We start from the raw sequence: 16,467 nt of genomic DNA, 5'->3' as shown, positions 1-16,467 counted from the left end.
GTTATCAACTCGCAAGGCCTGCGAAATAAAGGCGAAACCATGTTCGGTTGTCCCGATAAAATCACAATTTTTTTCTGGTCAAATGGCCGAACTCAAATATTGATCGCTGCGTTGGAGGAACAGGCGGACAGCCTATTCCCCACCTTTCAAAGATGGAGCTACTTAGATGTTTAAGACTTTTCTTTTCGCCGCTACCACGCTCGCCTTTGTGGGTGCCGCTTCCCTGACGGCCCCGGTTCACGCGAGCCCGATGGACGGCATGAAGAAGGGCATGGATTGCCGCAAGATGGCCAAGATGCACTACCCGGAAGACCGCGAAATGCGCAAAGAGTTCCGGAAGAACTGCAAAGAGGCCACTGAGTCCAACATGTAAGGAGCTCTAAAAGAGCTCCCATTTTTTTGCCCACACCAGCGCACCGAGGGTTCGGTAGCGGGGTCTCTTCGGTATCGGCCGGAAAGCCGATGCCACCAACAGGAGTACTCCTAATGATCAAGAAAATTGTTCTCGCGACCACCGCTTTCGCTTTCCTCGGCGGCGCTTTCGTCGTCTCCGCGCCTGTGCAGGCCGGCATGATGGACGGCATGAAGTCCAGCATGAGCTGTCGCAAGCTGGCCAAGGAGCACTATCCGGACGACCGCGCCATGCGCAAGGCGTTCCGTGAGGAGTGCAAAGCCTCTGGCGGCACGATGTAAGCTCGTTTGAGCTGAAGAAATTGAAAGCCCGCCGGTCCTGCCGGCGGGCTTTTTTCATGTCTGCTGTCTAGCCGTTAGATGCCCGCGTACCAGGCGTAGCCGCGGTCTTCCCAGAAGCCGCCCTCACCGCCGCGGATGTCGTCGTAGCTCTCCACCGCTTCGATGGCGCGGATGTATTTCGCCATCTTGTAGCCGAGCTGCCGCTCCACACGGACGCGCAGGGGCGCGCCGTGGGGAATAGGCAGGGTCTCGTCGTTCATGTCGTAGGCGAGGATCGTCTGCGGGTGATAGGCGTCCACCAGCGCGATGGACTCGTAGTAGCGGCTCTCCTCGGTGCCCCGGCGGCCGAGATCATCGAGGCAGTAGAAGACCACGTAGTTCGCGTTCTCCTTCAGCTTGGCCTGATCGAGAACATGGGAGAGCTGAACGCCCGTCCACTTGCCGATGGAGCTCCAGCCCTCGACGCAGTCATGGCGCGTGATCTGGCTGCGGGACGGCATGGCACGCAGTTCGTCCAGGGAAAGCGTCAGCGGAGTTTCCACCAGTCCGCCGACCTTGAGCCGCCAATCCTTGAAGTCGTTCTGGGCAAGCTTCAGATAGTCCGGCGTCTGGGGATTGGTGGAGCCGTTCGCCTTGAAGTCCGGCGAAATATCCTCCGGCGCATATTCCCGCGCGAGGGACTCCGGCGTCAGCAGCGCCCGCTGCACCGTTTCCGTCAGACCTTCGGCGCTCGCCAGGATCCGCTTCACCGTGTCGTTTCGGGAAAGCTCGTCGCAGCCGCCAAGCAAGAGCGTGCCCATCACCGCGCCGCCCCGGGCCAGGAAGCTCCGCCGGTCCATGCCCGGCTTCTCTTTCTTCTCGTGCTCGCTCATTCCGCGGCCTCCTTCGCGTGGGCAGGCTCGTCTGTCCGCACCGCGTAGCGCCCGGTCACCATGGAGCGGAGGTTGTTCCAGACCCCGGAGACCAGAACCATGAACACGTGCACCACCACGAACAGCACGATGAGGGTGGCGGAGATGAAATGGATTGTCCGCGCCGATTGCCGGCCGCCGAAGATATCGAGCAGCCATGGGAAGGCGGCATCCATGCCCGGCGACATGGTCAGCCCAGTGCCGAGCATCAGCGGCAGCAGAACGAGAATGACCACGAGATAGGAGAGCTTCTGCAGCACGTTGTAGCTGTTGCCGTGATCGAAGCGGAACTTGGCATGCTCCACGATGCTGTGGCCGATGCCTTTTATTTCCTTGCCGTCCGGCGTCAGATCGCGTCGCAGATGGCCGCTCGTGAGCGAATAGATCAGATAGATCAGCCCGTTGATCACGAAGACCCAAGCGAAGAAGAAGTGCCAATGCCGGCCCATGGCGAGCGACCGGAAACCGGGCAGAGTGATCGACCAGGGGAAGCCGTAGCGGGTGAACTCGCCGTCGGCATCCTCACCGCCGCCGAGCCAGCCCGTGGTGTCGTAGCTCTTGCCGAAGATCTCCGTGACGCCGCGATAGCCCTCGTCGGTCCGCTCATAGGTCATGGCGACAGCGGGTGCGTCGAATGTAGAGGCCGAGCCGAAATAGAGCGCAGGATGCGCGTTGAAGATCTGCAGCCCGCTCATCAAGAGAACGAGCAGCGCGAGCACGTTGATCCAGTGGGTGGAGCGCACCCATCCGGAATGGCGATAGACCAGCTTCTTCTGCGCCATCGCTCGCCCCTATCTCGAAAAGTCCGGCGTCATGAATGAGCCGGGCCCCAGATCTGCTCCAGCCGCTGGGCACGGCCGCAGTTCCACTTGTAGAATTTATAGCTGATCGGATTCACCGAGTGATAATTCTGGTGGTAATCCTCAGCTGCCGTGAAGGTCGTCTCCGGCACGATCTCGGTTGCCACCTCCTGATCGAAGCGCTCGGCGATCTCCTTTTTGGTCTTCTCCGCGAGCGCCTTCTCCTCCGCATTGCCGATAAAGATTGCCGACTCGTAGGCCGGGCCCTTGTCGCAGAACTGACCGCGCGGATCGAACGGATCGACATTGTGCCAGAAGGTATCCAGCAGCTCCGCGTAAGTGACCTGGTCCGGATCGTAAGTAACCTTCACCGCCTCCTTGTAGCCCTCATGGCTTCCATAGGTCGGGTTGGGCTTCGTGCCGCCCGCATAGCCGGAGATGGTCTCCGTCACGCCCTTCACATGGTCGAAGGCGTCTTCCACGCACCAGAAGCAGCCGCCGGCGAAGATGGCCGTCTCGCTGTCCGCGGCCCGCGCGGCCCCCGCTGAGATGCCGAGAGCGAGCAATACGCCCGTCAGCAGCGTCGCACCCCTCCATCCGATCCGCTTCCCTGTCATCAAATGCTCCATTTGTTGGTCTTTGAGGGGAGGATACGGAGCGCGCGGGGCGGCGGAAATAGCCAATCGCAAAGCCGTGATATGAAGTGACTCCCTGTGGGCAAGCCCGCCTGGTCGGCTTCATGGGCCCAACGCGGTCTTTAGATGATCCTTCGATTTCGCTATGGATGAGACATGCCGAACCGCCTGTCGTCGATCCCCGAGCAGATGAAGAGCGCCTATGACGTGGTCGTCATCGGCTCCGGCTATGGCGGCGGCGTCGCAGCGTCCCGTCTCGCGCGGCTCGGCAAGCGGGTCTGCGTGATCGAGCGGGGCCGCGAGTTCGCCAATGGCGACTTTCCCGCGCGCCTGCCCGAGCTGCGCCGCGAGCTTCAGATTCGCGGTGGCAAGATGCGCTCCGGCTCCGCCACCGGCCTCTACGATTTCCGCATGGGCGAGGACATGCACGTGCTGGTCGGCTGCGGCCTGGGCGGCGGTTCTCTCATCAATGCCGCCGTGGCGCTCCAGCCCGACGCCCGGGTCTTCGCCGACGCGGCCTGGCCGGACGAGATCCGCGAAGACGGTCTGCTCGCCCGCGGCTACGACGCGGCGCGCGCCTCGCTTCGCCCCGCCCGCTACATGCACGCTGACTCCATCACCAAGTTCAAGGCGCTGGACAAGATCGGCGAGCGCATCGGCAAGCGGCCCGTGGCAGCACCGGTGGTCGTCAATTTCGAAGACAGCGTGAATGCCTTCGGCGTCGAGCAGCCGGCCTGCGAGCTGTGCGGCGATTGCTGCTCGGGCTGCAATATCGGCGCGAAGAATACCGTCGCCATGACCTATCTGCCCGACGCTCATGCTCATGGCGCGGAGATCTTCACCGAGCTTGCCGTCGATCATCTCTCTCGCGAAGGCGCGGGCTGGCGCATCCATTTCCGCCCCACGGGCAGCGAAGAGGTGCCGCTGGCATCCGTCGGTGCCGAGAGCGTTGTGCTGGCCGCCGGCACTCTGGGCTCCACGGAGATCCTGCTGCGTTCCCGCGAAAACGGTCTGTCCGTATCGGACAAGCTCGGCGAGCACTTCTCTGCCAATGGCGACATCATCGCATTCGCACTCGGCAAAGAGACGCGGGTCAATGCCATCGGAGTCGGCATCCCGCCGAAATTCGAAGGCGACACCGTGGGCGCTTGCGTCACCGGCCAGATCGAGCTGCCCGACGAAACCGACCTCGCCCGCAGCATGACCATCCAGGAAGGCGTTCTCCCGTCCGCGCTCGCCCCGCTGCTGCCCGTCTTCTTCCTCTCGGGCGGCCGGCTTCTCGGCGCCGCCCAGAGCCTGGTGAAGGGCGTTTATCAGGGACCGCTCTCGCACCTTCACACCTTCTTCGTGGTCTCCCACGACAGCGCCTCCGGCAAACTGGTTCTGGAGAAGGGCAAGACCAAGCTCCGCTGGCCCGGCGTGGAGAAGGAGGCGGTCTTCTCGCGCGTCGACGACGCGCTCACCAAAGCGGCCGAAAGCGTCGGCGCCCGCTATATCAAGCATCCGCTGTCCGCCACCGGCGCCAAGCCCGCCACGGCCCACCCGTTGGGCGGTTGCGGCATGGGCGAGGATGCCAGCACAGGCGTCGTCAATCACAAGGGCCAGGTCTTCTCCGGCACCACCGGGGAGGACGTCCACTCCGGGCTCTATGTCTGCGATGGCGCGATCATCCCGCGCTCCATCGGCTGCAATCCGCTGCTCACCATCACCGCGCTGGCCGAGCGCGCCATGATGCTCTACGCGCGGGACCATCAGCTCATCCCCCGCGAGCCGTCGGCTGGCGGTTACGCCGAGGCGCGAAGCGCGTAAGGGGCGGATATGGGGCTGGGGATTTCAAAAGCGCTTCTCCTGCCCCTCGCTCTTCTCGCCGTGACCTCGACGGGCCACACCAAGACCGTCACACGCTGCACCGAGAATGTGATCGCGGCCGATGCCGTCGCTGCGCGCGGACCGGACGACGGGCCCGAAACTCTCACCATCATTCTCGCAGGCGATACCGGCTTCAACCGCTCCGGCCAGATCGTCGAGGCGGAAGGATTCCGAAAGGGCGAGCTCTGGAGCTTCCAGGAGTCCTCGGAAGACATCGCCGCGGAGATCGACGGCGATCTCGCCTTCGCCAATATCGAGACCGTGGTCACGGACCGGAACGACATCCCGCCCGACGACAAGGAGCAGGGCACGTCGTTCAACTTCCGCAGCCATCCGAACGGGCTCGACAGCCTCATCGGTCGTGGCTTCAATCTCTTCTCCCTGGCCAACAACCACTCCATGGATTTCGGCGCGGCAGGCGTGGAAGAGACGCTGTTTCATCTCGCCGTCGCCCGCCATGAACAGCCGATCGCCTTTGCAGGCGTGGGCGCGAATTTTGAGGAGGCGACGCGGCCCGCCTGTCTCGAGGTGGACGGCACACGCATCGGCTTCGCCGCCGCCGGCATCATCACGGGCGCCAGGCCCCAGCACCGCGCCGGTGAAAACAAGCCGGGCCAGGCCTCATACCGTCTGAAAGAGGATTTTCGTGCCACCCTCGACCGGCTCGCCGGGATGGAAGCCGACTACCGCATCCTGTCGGTCCATTACGGCAAGGAGGGCCGCGTCTTCGCCGACGGCCGCCAGATCCAGGATTTCCGCAACGAAGCCGCGCTCGAGGAGGGTATCGATCTCATCGTCGGTCATCACCCCCACGTGGTGCAGGGCGTAGAGCTCGCCGGCGATTCCCTGATCTTCTATGGGCTCGGCAACTTCCTGCACCCAGGCACCACCAACATGGCGCGCTTCGGCGTCTGCCGGGATTACGGGTTGCTGGCCAAGGTCCATCTGGCGCGTGGGCCGACCGGACGTTTCGAGGTCATGGCCATCGAGGCGATCCCCATCCGTGAAACCCATCTCAAGCCGAAACGCTTTGAACCGGTCTCGGCAGCTCACAACCGGATCGCTGCGCTGAATTATCTCGGTGCCCGCCTAGGCAATCGCGAGGAATCCCGCGGCGTTCAGTTCACACCGCAGCCCGACGGCTCAGGCCTCTACTGCGCGCCAGAAGCGGATGCGCTCAGCGGCAAGGTCGGACGGCTCTGCGAAGCCTGGCAGCCCGCGAGCCGCCCCTCCGACCGTCTGCTCCATCAGATCGCCGAAGCCTGCAAGGAGAAGCCGAAGGAGCCGCCCAAGCCCAAGGTGAAGCCCTTCAATCCCTTCAGCTGGTTTTAGTCCTCAAAGTCGGACATAGCTCCCGGCCCCTTGCTCTCCCGCCCTCGCTTCTGTATTTTAGAACAATTCTAAATTACGAAAGCTGAAGTCATAAAACGGGCCGGACCATGCGGTTTTCAGAGCTGAACGAGGAGCAGATCGTTGCCCTGGCGATCTCCCTGGAGGAAGAGGACGCGCGCATCTACCGCGACTACGCCCGCGCGCTTGAAGAGCACTACCCGGCCTCGGCGGAAGTCCTGAACGAGATGGCGAAGGAGGAGGACAGCCACCGCCAATGGCTGATCGACCTGCATCGCGAAAAGTTCGGCGACCACATCCCGCTCATCCGCCGCCAGGACATCTCCGGCTTCGTCTCCCACAAGCCCCTCTGGATGGTGAAATCCTTAGGGCCCGAACGCGTGCGCAAGCAAGTGGAGGAGATGGAGTTTGAGACCCGCCGCTTCTACGAGCGCGCCATCCCCAAGGCGACCGATGCGGGCGTTCGCAAGCTGCTGGGCGATCTTGCCCAGGCCGAGCAGAGCCACGAAGCCCTGGCCGAGAAGCTCGGCGAGAAGATCATCTCCACCTCGGTGGAGAAGGCCGAAGCCGAGACGCGCCGCCGCCTCTTCGTGCTCCAGGTGGTGCAGCCGGGCCTTGCCGGCCTCATGGATGGCTCGGTCTCGACCCTGGCGCCGATCTTCGCTGCTGCGTTCGCCACAGGCGACACCTGGGCCACCTTCCTGGTGGGCCTCGCCGCCTCAATCGGCGCGGGCATCTCCATGGGCTTCGCCGAAGCGCTCTCCGACGACGGCTCGCTCACCGGCCGCGGCCATCCCTGGATGCGCGGTTTCATCACCGGTCTCATGACGGCGGTCGGCGGTCTCGGCCACACCCTGCCGTTCCTGATCCCCCATTTCTGGACGGCCTTCGTCGTGGCTTGCGTGATCGTGGTGATCGAGCTCTGGGCCATCGCCTGGGTCCGCGCCCGCTACATGGACACGCGCTTCCTTCAGGCGGTCTTCGAGGTGGTCGTCGGCGGCACGATCGTCTTCGTCGTCGGCGTGCTGATCGGGAGCGCTTAGCCCCGCAGTTCGCCGCCGGTGGCCTTCACGACAGACGCGACGATCTTCTCCGCCACCGCGTCGATTTCCTTGTCCGTCAGCGTCTTCTCCGTCGGCTGCAGCGTCACCTCGATGGCGAGAGACTTCTTGCCGTCAGGCACGCCCTTGCCCGTGAAGACGTCGAACAGCCCCACCTCCGTGATCAGCGCCTTGTCGGCGGAGCGCGCGGCTTTCAGGAGATCGCCGGCGGGAACGGATCCATCCACCAGGAATGCGAAGTCGCGGCGTACCGCCTGAAGGTCGGAGGCACCGAGCGCCGAGCGGCCCGAGCCTTTCTTCTTCTGCTTCGGCAGCGCGTCGAGATAGAGCTCGAAAGCAGCCATCGGTCCGTCCGCATCGAGGGCCCGCAAGGTCTCCGGGTGCAGCTCGCCGAACACGCCCAGCGTCACCTTCGGCCCCAGCTTGAAGGAGCCGGAGCGGCCCGGGTGGAACCAGTCGGGCGCCTCCGCCACGACCATCAAGTTGGACGGATCCAGCCCGAAGCTCTGCAGCAGCGCGGCGAGATCGGCTTTTGCCGAGAATACGTCTGCCTTCGGGGCATCGCCCTGCCAGTCGCGGCCAAGCCCTTCGAGCGAGACATTGCCAAAGCGAACGCCGCTCGCGGCCAGATACTGATCTTCCGCCTTCGCGCCCGAATAGGCCTGGCCAAGCTCGAACAGCCCGCCATCGGAAAAGCCGCGATCCTTGTTCCTCTGGGCCGCGGTCACGAGACCCGGCAAAAGGCTCGGCCGCATATCGCTCATCTCCGTGGAGATGGGATTGTCGAGCTTCAGCGCAGGCGCGCCACCGCCAAACAGCTTGGCGTGGGCTTCCGGAATGAACGACCACGTCACGCCCTCGACCAGCCCGCGTGACGCAAGCACGCGACGTGCGAGACGCTGGCGGATCTGCTTGTCCGTCAGCACGGGCTTTGCGACGCCGGAAGCGCGCGGCATGGGCGTCGGGGCGACCTTGTCCACGCCGACCAACCGGACGATCTCTTCCACGAGATCGGCGGGGCCGAAAATATCGGGCCGCCAGCTCGGCGGGGTCACTTCGAGATTGGGCGCGCTCCCCGCAAGCTCGAAGCCGAGCTTCTCAAGGGTGACCTCGATCTCCTTGTTGGAGATGTCGAGCCCGGTCAGCCGCTTCACCCGCGCCGGATCGAATCCGAAGCCGGGGCGGCCTTCCGGCGCCTCGCCGGCCACCTCGATCTCGCTGGGTTCGCCCCCGCAAGTGTCCAGGATCATCTGGGTCGCGAGCTCCAAGCCGGGCACGACGAATTGCGGATCGACGCCCCGTTCGAACCGGTAGCGTGCATCCGAAACGATGTTGAAGCGGCGGCCCGTCTTGGCGGTACGGATCGGATCGAAATAGGCGCTCTCGATGAAGACGTTGGTCGTCTCTTCCGTGCAGCCCGTCTCCTCGCCGCCCATGATACCTCCGAAGCCGAGCACCTTTTCGTCGTCGGCGATCACCGTGGCCTCGGTATCGACCTCGTAAGTCTTGCCGTCCAGCGCTTCGAACTTTTCGCCCGTCTTTCCGAGGCGCGCGCAGATCGTGCCTTCCAGCTTGTCCGCGTCATAGACATGTAGGGGGCGCGCCCGGTCGAAGGAGATGTAGTTGGTGATGTCGACCAGGGCGTTTATGGGGCGCAGGCCGATGGCCTTGAGCTTCGCCTGCAGCCAGTCCGGACTCGGCCCATTCCTCACGCCCTTGACGACGCGCCCGGCGAAGACCGGGCAGGCATCTGCCGTGTCGGCGTCGAATTTCAGCGCGATGGGCTGCGGGTTCTTGAAAGATCCCTTCACCGGCTCGACGGCCTCGTCCTTGAAGGTGCCGAGCCCCGCCGCGGCCAGGTCCCGCGCGATACCGGAGACCGCCAGGCAGTCCGGACGGTTCGGCGTAATGGCGATGTCGATCATCGCATCCGTCAGCCCCAGCGCGTTCGCTGCCGGGCTTCCGACTTCGGCATCCGCCGGAAGATCGATGATTCCCTGATGCTCGTCGGAGAGCTCAAGCTCGCGTTCCGAGCAGAGCATGCCGAAGGATTCCACGCCGCGAATCTTCGCTTTCGTCAGCGTCAGATCGATGCCGGGCACATAGGTCCCCACAGGCGCGAACACGCCCTTCATGCCCGCCCGCGCGTTCGGTGCGCCGCAGACCACCTGCAGCGTCTCGGTGCCCGTATTGACAGTGCAGACCTGAAGCTTGTCGGCGTCCGGATGCTTCTCCGCCGCGACCACCTGGGCCACGCGGTAGGCTTTGAAGGCTTCCGCCGGATCGACGATCTCCTCGACCTCCAGCCCGATCACCGTCAGCTTCTCGGCGATCTCCTCAAGGCTCGCATCCGTATCGAGATGCTCCTTCAGCCAGGAAAGGGTGAACTTCATGCGCTTGCCTTATCGCCGATCGGCGCATCGCCGCGGCGAATGCGTAAAGGTCGGGTCCCCGAATTGTTCGGAACGAAGCCCCACTTGCCGTAGAAGCTTTCCATGGAAGGCAGGCAGTGAAGCTCGACGCTCGCGACGCTGGTGAGCACGTTGTCGGCCATCATGGCGTCCATCAGCCGCTTGCCGAGATTCTGGCCCCGCCGGTCGTCGGCGACGATCACATCGTAGATGATGGCGCGATAGACCATGTCGGTCAGCACGCGCGCGAAGCCGACCAGCCGGCCGGTCTCGTCGTCGACCAGGCCGAAGATCAGATCGGAATTTGCCAGCATGGTCCGCACGTCGTGGAGCGTCCGGCTCTTGGACCACCATTCCTTCTGATAGAGCGCCACCAGGTCCTCGACCTGGGAATCGCTCAGGAGATGGATCACCGACACGCTCATCAGCCGGACAGCCCGCCCGCCAGAGTGGGCACATTGAGCGCGCTGAAGCCGTAATGCTTCAGCCAGCGCAGATCGGCGGCGAAGAACGCCCGCAGGTCGGGCATGCCGTATTTCAGCATGGCAAGCCGGTCGATGCCGACGCCGAAGGCGAAGCCCTGATAGCGGTCGGGATCGATATTCACGTTCCGCAGCACGTTGGGATGGACCATCCCGCAGCCGAGAATCTCAAGCCACTCGTCGCCCTCGCCGATGCGGATTTCGTCACCCACCTTGGCGTAGCCGATATCGACCTCCATGGAGGGCTCGGTGAAGGGGAAGTGGCTCGCGCGAAAGCGCATCTTGACGCTATCGACCTCGAAGAACGCCTTGCAGAACTCTTCCAGCACCCATTTCAGATGGCCGAGATGGGTCTCCTCGTCGATCACCAGCCCTTCGACCTGATGGAACATGGGCGTATGGGTCTGATCGGAATCGGAGCGGTAGACGCGGCCCGGCGCGATAATTCGAAGCGGCGGCTCCTCGGCGAGCATGGTGCGGATCTGCACCGGGCTCGTATGGGTCCGCAGCACGGCCCGCTCGCCGTTCTCGTCGGGAGAGAAATAGAACGTGTCGTGATCCTGCCGGGCGGGGTGCTCCGGCGGGATGTTCAGCGCGGTGAAGTTGTTGAAGTCCGTCTCGATATCCGGCCCTTCGGCGATGGCGAAGCCCATGTCGCCGAAGATCTCGGTGATCTCGTCGATCACCTGGCTCACCGGATGGATGCGCCCTTGCGCCAGCGGACCGGGCTGTACGGGCAGGGTGACGTCTTCCCGCTCCGCCGCCAGCTTCTCAGACAGGGCGGCGCGGGACAGCGCGTCATGCTTTTCCTGGAGAGCCGCGCCGATCTCGTCCTTCAGCGCATTGACCGCCTGGCCGAAGCTCTTGCGCTCCTCAGGCGGCATCTCTCCGAGCGATTTCATCAGCCCGGAGACACGCCCCTTCTTGCCGAGCGCGGAGACGCGCACGGCATCGAGACTTGCGAGATCGTCCGCATCGCCAATGGCCGCCAGAAGCTCGGCCTTTAGGGTGTCGAGCTCGGGCGCAGCCATCGCTTCTCAGTCCTTGAGTTTCGAACGTCCTTACGCGATGCCTAGCTGCGCGCCGAAGCGGCGGTCTCTGCCAGGCTCTTGAAGGCATCCGGTTCGCGCACGGCGATGTCGGCCAGCACCTTGCGGTCCAGCTCGATGCCGGACTTCTTCAGCCCTTCGATGAACCGGGCATAGGTGAGGCCGTGCAGGCGGGCCGCGGCGTTGATGCGCTGGATCCACAGCGAACGGAAGGTCCGCTTCTTCACCTTGCGGTCGCGATAGGCGTACTGACCCGCCTTGTCGACGGCCTGCTTGGCGACGCGAATGGTGTTCTTCCGGCGGCCCCGATAGCCCTTCGCCTGGGTCAGAACCTTACGGTGGCGGGCGTGACTGGTGACGCCGCGTTTCACACGAGACATATCGGTGCTCCTTTAAGAGGTCTCAGCCTTAGGCTCTATCGGCCGTAAGGGAGGAAATGCTTCTTCACGACCTTTGCGTCCTCATCGGACAGGACAAAGGTGCCGCGGGCATCCCGGATGAACTTGTTGGTACGCTTGATCATCCCGTGACGCTTGCCGGCGGCCTGACACTTGACCCGGCCATTGGCCGTGATCTTGAAGCGTTTCTTGGCACCGCTCTTGGTCTTCATCTTGGGCATTTTGCTTCCTTAATTCTCGATAGGGACCGGGGCGCGGGCCACCGGTCCGGCGTTGGAAAACATCCCTCTATGGATGAATGAAGCATTGCAAGCCGCCATGGCATGCCCCGCCAGGCCGCTCCTGCATTGGTTCAAGCGCGCCTTATAAGGCCAATTGGCCGTTTTTAGCAAGTACCGGAGGGGGCGTCCTTCTGCCCTCCGCCGCAGGAGAACCGGCTTTAACCAGTTGTTAGCCAAGTTAACGCGCCGCGCTTACGAAATCCCAACCTAGATGCATTTCCATGCGACGCAACGTTTGCGGGAGGAATGCCAGCTTTGATTGAGGTCCTAAGGCAGAAGACGGACTTCGCGCTGCTCGAACGAGCAGGGCGCAGGGCCCGCCATGCCTGGCGGCGGCTTCGGGAGCGCAATCCGGCCGCCAGCGACACCATCCTCTTCGTCATTGGTACGCTGGTGCTCTACGGCATCCTCTACAGGATCGACTTCCACGATTCTCTGGAACGCTGGTTCCACGCCAACGAATTCTACGAGCTCGACGAGCTGCTCCACGCCCTGACCTTGTCCGGTATCGCAGGCTTCCTCTATGCCGCGCGGCGCATGCAGCAGCTTCGCGGCGAGATCGCCCAGCGCAAGCAGGCGGAGCGTCATGCCCATCGTCTGGCACGCCACGACACCCTCACCGGGCTGCCCAACCGCCGCTACTTTCTGGAAGCCTTCCCGCGATGGGTCGATCACCTGCCGAAAGACGGCGGCTGCGCCATCTTTCTGCTCGATCTCGACCGCTTCAAGCCGATCAACGACCTCTATGGCCACGGCCTGGGCGACAAGGTGCTGAAGGCCGTCGCCGAACGCCTCCTCCGAATTGCCGGCAATCAGGGCCTCGTCGCCAGGCTGGGCGGCGACGAATTCGGCATTCTCTACCGCTATCAAGGCGACGGCAAAGCGGCGAGCGACATGGCCAAGCGCATCGTCGACGAGGTACCTCAGCCGATGCATATCTCGGCCCTGGAGCTGCGGATCGGGGTGAGCCTCGGCACGGCGGTCTATCGTGGCGACACGCCCCCCGAGCAATTCGACATTCCAGAAGACGACAGCATCGATATGCTGCTGCACCGGGCCGACATGGCCATGTACCGGGCCAAAAGCGAGCAGCGCGGCTCCTATCGCTTCTTCGACGAAGACATGGACGAACGGCTGCAGCAGCGCTTCGTCCTGGAAGGGGAAATGCGCGGCGCCATCAACAGCGGCCAGATCCGGCCCTACTACCAGCCCCTGATCGATCTCCGGACCCGCGATGTCGTCGGCTACGAGGTTCTCGCGCGTTGGCACCACCCCGAGCAGGGGCTTCTCACGGCGGACAGTTTCATCCCCATCGCCGAGGAGACGGGGCTCATCGGACGGCTGACCTACAGCCTTCTGCGCCGGAGCATTCAGGACATCGGGATCGCGTCCGACGCCCCCTACCTCTCCATCAATCTCTCGCCGCGCCAATTCGCCGACAGCCTGCTCACCACGACCATTGGCGGCATCCTCGCCGAGACCCGGTTTCCGCCCGAGCGCCTGCAGATCGAGATCACCGAGACGGCCATGGTGACGCGCATCGACGAGGCGAAAGCCACCCTCGACCAGCTCCATGCGCTGGGCCTGCGCGTGGCCCTGGACGATTTCGGCACCGGCTATGCCGGCCTCTACCATCTGCGCGAGCTGAAGCTGGACGCCATGAAGATCGATCGGAGCTACGTCGCGAAGATCATGAGAAATCCGGAGGAGCTGCGTATCGTCGAGGCGATGATCCGCCTCGGGCGCGCCCTGGAGCTGCAGACCACGGCGGAGGGGATCGAGAGCCAGGCTCTCGCCGAGACCCTGCTAGCCTTAGGCTGCGAGACCGGCCAGGGCTATCTGTTCGGTGCACCGGTACCGGAGCTCCCCGCCATCCAAACCCTGCCGGAAAAAGAAGCGCGCCGCATCGCGTAACGGCGATCGGCGCGCGTGATGTCGAAAGACTGAGCCGCCGGAAACGCGGCTGCTGCCACTAGCGCGGTGCGAGCACCATGATCATCTGGCGGCCTTCGAGCTTCGGCTCGAGCTCGACCTTGGCCAGATCGATGACGTCCTCGCGGACGCGCTTCAGAAGGTCCATGCCGAGATCCTGGTGCGCCATTTCGCGGCCGCGGAACCGGAGGGTCACCTTGACCTTGTCGCCGTCCTCGAAGAACCGGAGCATCGAGCGCATTTTCACGTCGTAGTCATGCACATCGATGTTCGGCCGCATCTTGATCTCTTTGACCTCCACCGTGCGCTGCTTTTTGCGCGCTTCGGCTGCCTTCTTCTGAGCCTGATACTTGTACTTCCCGTAATCGAGAATCTTGCAGACCGGCGGATCGGCATTCGGTGAAATCTCGACCAGATCGAGCCCGGCCTCGCCGGCTTGCGAGAGCCCTTCTTCCAGGTCGACCACGCCGATATTGTCGCCTTCCGCGTTAATCAGCTGAATCTTCTCAGAATTGATGGCCTCGTTGGTGCGGGGCCCCTCCCGTGTGGGAGCTTTTTTCATAGGCCGTCTTGCGATGTGTCGAACTCCTCTATTGTCCAAATCGTCGAGCGCTGCTGATAAAAATTATATTCCAAGCGCGCTCGCGTGACCGATTGCAAGCGATTTTCTATAGGATGGGAAACCTGGCTGACAAGTCAATCGGCAGGGGCCATTCCGATAAAGAAGGATTGCCCCTTTCGCGACTGCGCTAGGTTAAACCGCGATCCCTTGTAACAGGTTTCATCGCGACGGTAGGGACATTGAGACGGGGACGGGATGGAAGTTTTCTCATCTGCATCGATTCGCTTAAGGACAATTCTGGCTGCCACGCTGATTTTTTCCGGTTTGGCAGCCTTGGCGCCGATGGACGCTCAGGCGCAATTTCGGGCCTGCGTGAAGATCTCCGGCACCGATGACGGCGTGGTGCAGGAGGCTGCGGTCGAAGGGGCCAACGAGGCACTGGAAAACGCGATCGCCGATTGGCGGCGTCAGCATCCAGGCATCAATCCCGTGCGCAGCGCCGAGCGGGCTGAGCCCAACCCCTATTGGCGGAGCACGGTGACCCCGGACCTTTATTTCAAGCCGGATATCGTCACGTCTCAGAGCTACACGATCTGCTGGCGCGGCGTCGTCTCGCCGGTGGTTTGCACGGCCGGCGCCAGGCTTTGCTACTGACCGCCTCGCCGGGCCGACGGCGCGGAAGAGTTCAGGCCGCGGGCTTTCGCGTCGCGGCGACCGCAATCGCGCCATAGACCGCCGCGAGCCCGGGCAGAGCCATCAGCCATGTCTGCCACATCCCCCAGGCCGAAGCCGAAAGTGCGGCGAAGGCCGCGAAATGGGCGACCATGTAGGGAAGCTGTGCGTCCGGCAGCCGCCCGATGATCCAGAGCACCCAGGCGCCCGAGGCAAGCACCAGCACCACGCCGACAAGGCCGAGCTCGTACCAGGCTTGCAGATATTGGTTATGGGCATGGGGCCCCGCCTGCCAGGCGTAGGCCTTGCCTTCTTCCTTCGCGGCCTTGGCCTTCGCGATCGCTTCCGGTTCCGCGGCCATGGCGCGGCTCGAGCTTCCTCCGATGCCCAGCACCGGGGCATCGGGCACCGCGTGGGCCGTGTAGGACCAGAGCACAATCCTGGCTTGGGCCGAGTAGGGCAGCCATTTCGCATGGTGCAGGTCGGCCTGGTAGGCGGTGATCGCCAGCGGCACGACCACCACGAAGCTCAGGCACCAGGCGGCGGTTACCGCCAGCCAGCTTGGCCTGGGGAAGAAATAGGCCGCCAGAAACGCCACCAGGGTCACGACGATCGCCATTTGCGACGTGTTGTGCTCCGAGGCGAGGATGATGAACGTGGCATAAGCGAACACCGCGCCGCCGATCAGCCAGCCTTGAAGACCGCGCCGCCGTCCGACGACGCAAAGCAGCACCGGCCACAGGCTCATCAGGAGAAGCGCGATCCCGCGATTGAGCTCGGCCAGGCGGATGGACAGGATCACCCCGTCCTCCACCACCATGCCTTTGAAGTCGCCCGGCCGCGTGAACGGGAGCAGGTTGAACAGGCCCCGCACCAGAATCTGATCGGAGATCACCTCGATGAAGAGATAGAGGCTGCCGAGCGCGACGCCGATGACGAACCCCCTGGCGGCGCGTCTCGCTCGCTCCTCGGGCCAGGCGAGCACGGCCCGAACCGTTCCGATGCTCAACAAGGCGAACAGGATGAACAGGACCGCCTTGTTCAGGGCGCGGCCCAGATCTTCCGACCAGGTCGCGTTGATGGCGAGATAGACGCCCGTCCCGACGAAGAGCCAGAACCCGAGATCGGGGGTGATCAGGTCGCGCAGCCGCGATCCCTCGAGCAGGGCGAGGGAGAGGATCACCAGAGCGAAGAGCGCGAGAGCGACGACGGTGATGCGCGGAGTGACGAGGCAGAGGAAGGACGCGATACCGATCAGCGGCGTCAGCGCGGCGGCCAGCCAGACGCCGAAAGACCTCATACTCCTATCCCCCAGGGCAACCGTGTCGTGCCGAACCGCAATACCGCAATCAGCTGACGAA

At 63.6% G+C, this 16,467-nt stretch carries 17 protein-coding genes; 7 read left to right on the top strand and 10 right to left on the bottom strand.

Annotated elements, in window-relative coordinates; all coding sequences use genetic code 11:
* The first annotated feature begins 166 nt into the window (after positions 1-166).
* Together ACFQ2F_RS00565 and ACFQ2F_RS00560 are read left to right on the top strand one after the other, a co-directional pair.
* Entirely contained in the window at positions 167-373 is a 207-nt protein-coding gene (locus ACFQ2F_RS00565; protein WP_379084147.1) for a hypothetical protein, read from the top strand.
* Between the two features lie 113 nt (positions 374-486).
* Complete coding sequence (locus ACFQ2F_RS00560; protein ID WP_379084144.1) at positions 487-693, top strand: hypothetical protein; 207 nt, start codon at positions 487-489, stop codon at positions 691-693.
* A gap of 74 nt (positions 694-767) precedes the next feature.
* On the opposite strand, the gene ACFQ2F_RS00555 is transcribed toward ACFQ2F_RS00560, so the two are convergent.
* Genes ACFQ2F_RS00555 through msrA form a run of 3 tightly spaced genes read right to left on the bottom strand, consistent with a single transcriptional unit; the run spans position 768 to position 3,021 of the window.
* Positions 768-1,565, bottom strand: coding sequence for a molybdopterin-binding protein (locus ACFQ2F_RS00555; protein WP_379084141.1), 798 nt, complete (start codon positions 1,563-1,565; stop codon positions 768-770).
* Positions 1,562-2,386 carry a cytochrome b/b6 domain-containing protein gene (locus ACFQ2F_RS00550; RefSeq protein ID WP_379084138.1) on the bottom strand — a complete coding sequence of 275 codons (825 nt, stop codon included), beginning with the start codon at positions 2,384-2,386 and terminating at the stop codon, positions 1,562-1,564. Before ACFQ2F_RS00550 ends, ACFQ2F_RS00555 begins: the two co-directional genes overlap by 4 nt.
* 29 nt (positions 2,387-2,415) lie before the next feature.
* A complete protein-coding gene (gene msrA, locus ACFQ2F_RS00545) occupies positions 2,416-3,021 on the bottom strand; it encodes a peptide-methionine (S)-S-oxide reductase MsrA (RefSeq protein WP_379084135.1) in 606 nt (201 codons plus the stop codon).
* A 174-nt stretch (positions 3,022-3,195) separates the two neighbouring features.
* Here msrA and ACFQ2F_RS00540 point away from each other — a divergent pair, with 174 nt between their 5' ends.
* The 3 genes from ACFQ2F_RS00540 to mbfA all read left to right on the top strand — a co-directional run bounded on the left by ACFQ2F_RS00540 (position 3,196) and on the right by mbfA (position 7,301).
* On the top strand, positions 3,196-4,848 hold the full coding sequence (locus ACFQ2F_RS00540) for a GMC oxidoreductase (RefSeq protein ID WP_379084132.1): 1,653 nt from the start codon (positions 3,196-3,198) through the stop codon (positions 4,846-4,848).
* 9 nt (positions 4,849-4,857) lie between these two features.
* Positions 4,858-6,240 (top strand): CapA family protein, encoded by a 1,383-nt coding sequence (locus tag ACFQ2F_RS00535; protein ID WP_379084129.1) that lies wholly within the window; start codon positions 4,858-4,860, stop codon positions 6,238-6,240.
* A gap of 107 nt (positions 6,241-6,347) precedes the next feature.
* Positions 6,348-7,301: an iron exporter MbfA gene (mbfA, locus tag ACFQ2F_RS00530; protein WP_379084126.1), complete on the top strand. Its 954-nt coding sequence runs from the start codon at positions 6,348-6,350 to the stop codon at positions 7,299-7,301.
* Here the strand turns inward: mbfA and pheT are convergent.
* Genes pheT through rpmI form a run of 5 tightly spaced genes read right to left on the bottom strand, consistent with a single transcriptional unit; the run spans position 7,298 to position 11,880 of the window.
* Positions 7,298-9,712 (bottom strand): phenylalanine--tRNA ligase subunit beta, encoded by a 2,415-nt coding sequence (gene pheT, locus ACFQ2F_RS00525; RefSeq protein WP_379084123.1) that lies wholly within the window; start codon positions 9,710-9,712, stop codon positions 7,298-7,300. The two genes, mbfA and pheT, sit on opposite strands and share 4 nt — an antisense overlap.
* Positions 9,709-10,155 carry a GNAT family N-acetyltransferase gene (locus ACFQ2F_RS00520; RefSeq protein ID WP_379084120.1) on the bottom strand — a complete coding sequence of 149 codons (447 nt, stop codon included), beginning with the start codon at positions 10,153-10,155 and terminating at the stop codon, positions 9,709-9,711. Before ACFQ2F_RS00520 ends, pheT begins: the two co-directional genes overlap by 4 nt.
* Positions 10,155-11,243, bottom strand: a complete 1,089-nt coding sequence (gene pheS, locus ACFQ2F_RS00515) for a phenylalanine--tRNA ligase subunit alpha (RefSeq protein ID WP_379084116.1) — start codon at positions 11,241-11,243, stop codon at positions 10,155-10,157. Before pheS ends, ACFQ2F_RS00520 begins: the two co-directional genes overlap by 1 nt.
* Before the next feature lie 41 nt (positions 11,244-11,284).
* A complete protein-coding gene (gene rplT / locus ACFQ2F_RS00510; protein WP_379084114.1) occupies positions 11,285-11,641 on the bottom strand; it encodes a 50S ribosomal protein L20 in 357 nt (118 codons plus the stop codon).
* Positions 11,642-11,676: 35 nt separating this feature from the next.
* Positions 11,677-11,880: a 50S ribosomal protein L35 gene (gene rpmI, locus ACFQ2F_RS00505; RefSeq protein ID WP_069094385.1), complete on the bottom strand. Its 204-nt coding sequence runs from the start codon at positions 11,878-11,880 to the stop codon at positions 11,677-11,679.
* 306 nt (positions 11,881-12,186) lie between these two features.
* Between rpmI and ACFQ2F_RS00500 the strand changes: the two genes are divergently transcribed.
* Positions 12,187-13,854, top strand: a complete 1,668-nt coding sequence (locus ACFQ2F_RS00500; protein WP_379084111.1) for a putative bifunctional diguanylate cyclase/phosphodiesterase — start codon at positions 12,187-12,189, stop codon at positions 13,852-13,854.
* 58 nt (positions 13,855-13,912) lie between these two features.
* Here the strand turns inward: ACFQ2F_RS00500 and infC are convergent, their stop codons facing one another.
* Positions 13,913-14,434: a translation initiation factor IF-3 gene (gene infC, locus ACFQ2F_RS00495; protein WP_379084109.1), complete on the bottom strand. Its 522-nt coding sequence runs from the start codon at positions 14,432-14,434 to the stop codon at positions 13,913-13,915.
* Positions 14,435-14,776: 342 nt separating this feature from the next.
* On the opposite strand from infC, the gene ACFQ2F_RS00490 reads away from it, so the two are divergent.
* The gene (locus ACFQ2F_RS00490) at positions 14,777-15,088 is read left to right on the top strand and encodes a hypothetical protein (protein WP_379084107.1); all 312 of its coding nucleotides are present in this window, start codon (positions 14,777-14,779) and stop codon (positions 15,086-15,088) included.
* Positions 15,089-15,119: 31 nt separating this feature from the next.
* On the opposite strand, the gene ACFQ2F_RS00485 is transcribed toward ACFQ2F_RS00490, so the two are convergent.
* Positions 15,120-16,406: an O-antigen ligase family protein gene (locus ACFQ2F_RS00485; protein ID WP_379084105.1), complete on the bottom strand. Its 1,287-nt coding sequence runs from the start codon at positions 16,404-16,406 to the stop codon at positions 15,120-15,122.
* Positions 16,407-16,467: the final 61 nt, after the last annotated feature.

The sequence above is a fragment of the Methyloligella solikamskensis genome, from assembly GCF_042676065.1.
Taxonomy (GTDB): domain Bacteria; phylum Pseudomonadota; class Alphaproteobacteria; order Rhizobiales; family Methyloligellaceae; genus Methyloligella; species Methyloligella solikamskensis.
This window is presented reverse-complemented; position numbering and strand designations above follow the sequence as displayed.

Excerpts from the sequence above, each read along its gene's own strand:
- ACFQ2F_RS00565 (WP_379084147.1), top strand. The coding sequence starts at position 167 with ATGTTTAAGACTTTTCTTTTCGCCGCTACCACGCTCGCCTTTGTGGGT.
- ACFQ2F_RS00560 (WP_379084144.1), top strand. The coding sequence starts at position 487 with ATGATCAAGAAAATTGTTCTCGCGACCACCGCTTTCGCTTTCCTCGGC.
- ACFQ2F_RS00555 (WP_379084141.1), bottom strand. The coding sequence starts at position 1,565 with ATGAGCGAGCACGAGAAGAAAGAGAAGCCGGGCATGGACCGGCGGAGC.
- ACFQ2F_RS00550 (WP_379084138.1), bottom strand. The coding sequence starts at position 2,386 with ATGGCGCAGAAGAAGCTGGTCTATCGCCATTCCGGATGGGTGCGCTCC.
- msrA (WP_379084135.1), bottom strand. The coding sequence starts at position 3,021 with ATGACAGGGAAGCGGATCGGATGGAGGGGTGCGACGCTGCTGACGGGC.
- ACFQ2F_RS00540 (WP_379084132.1), top strand. The coding sequence starts at position 3,196 with ATGCCGAACCGCCTGTCGTCGATCCCCGAGCAGATGAAGAGCGCCTAT.
- ACFQ2F_RS00535 (WP_379084129.1), top strand. The coding sequence starts at position 4,858 with ATGGGGCTGGGGATTTCAAAAGCGCTTCTCCTGCCCCTCGCTCTTCTC.
- mbfA (WP_379084126.1), top strand. The coding sequence starts at position 6,348 with ATGCGGTTTTCAGAGCTGAACGAGGAGCAGATCGTTGCCCTGGCGATC.
- pheT (WP_379084123.1), bottom strand. The coding sequence starts at position 9,712 with ATGAAGTTCACCCTTTCCTGGCTGAAGGAGCATCTCGATACGGATGCG.
- ACFQ2F_RS00520 (WP_379084120.1), bottom strand. The coding sequence starts at position 10,155 with ATGAGCGTGTCGGTGATCCATCTCCTGAGCGATTCCCAGGTCGAGGAC.
- pheS (WP_379084116.1), bottom strand. The coding sequence starts at position 11,243 with ATGGCTGCGCCCGAGCTCGACACCCTAAAGGCCGAGCTTCTGGCGGCC.
- rplT (WP_379084114.1), bottom strand. The coding sequence starts at position 11,641 with ATGTCTCGTGTGAAACGCGGCGTCACCAGTCACGCCCGCCACCGTAAG.
- rpmI (WP_069094385.1), bottom strand. The coding sequence starts at position 11,880 with ATGCCCAAGATGAAGACCAAGAGCGGTGCCAAGAAACGCTTCAAGATC.
- ACFQ2F_RS00500 (WP_379084111.1), top strand. The coding sequence starts at position 12,187 with ATGCCAGCTTTGATTGAGGTCCTAAGGCAGAAGACGGACTTCGCGCTG.
- infC (WP_379084109.1), bottom strand. The coding sequence starts at position 14,434 with ATGAAAAAAGCTCCCACACGGGAGGGGCCCCGCACCAACGAGGCCATC.
- ACFQ2F_RS00490 (WP_379084107.1), top strand. The coding sequence starts at position 14,777 with ATGGACGCTCAGGCGCAATTTCGGGCCTGCGTGAAGATCTCCGGCACC.
- ACFQ2F_RS00485 (WP_379084105.1), bottom strand. The coding sequence starts at position 16,406 with ATGAGGTCTTTCGGCGTCTGGCTGGCCGCCGCGCTGACGCCGCTGATC.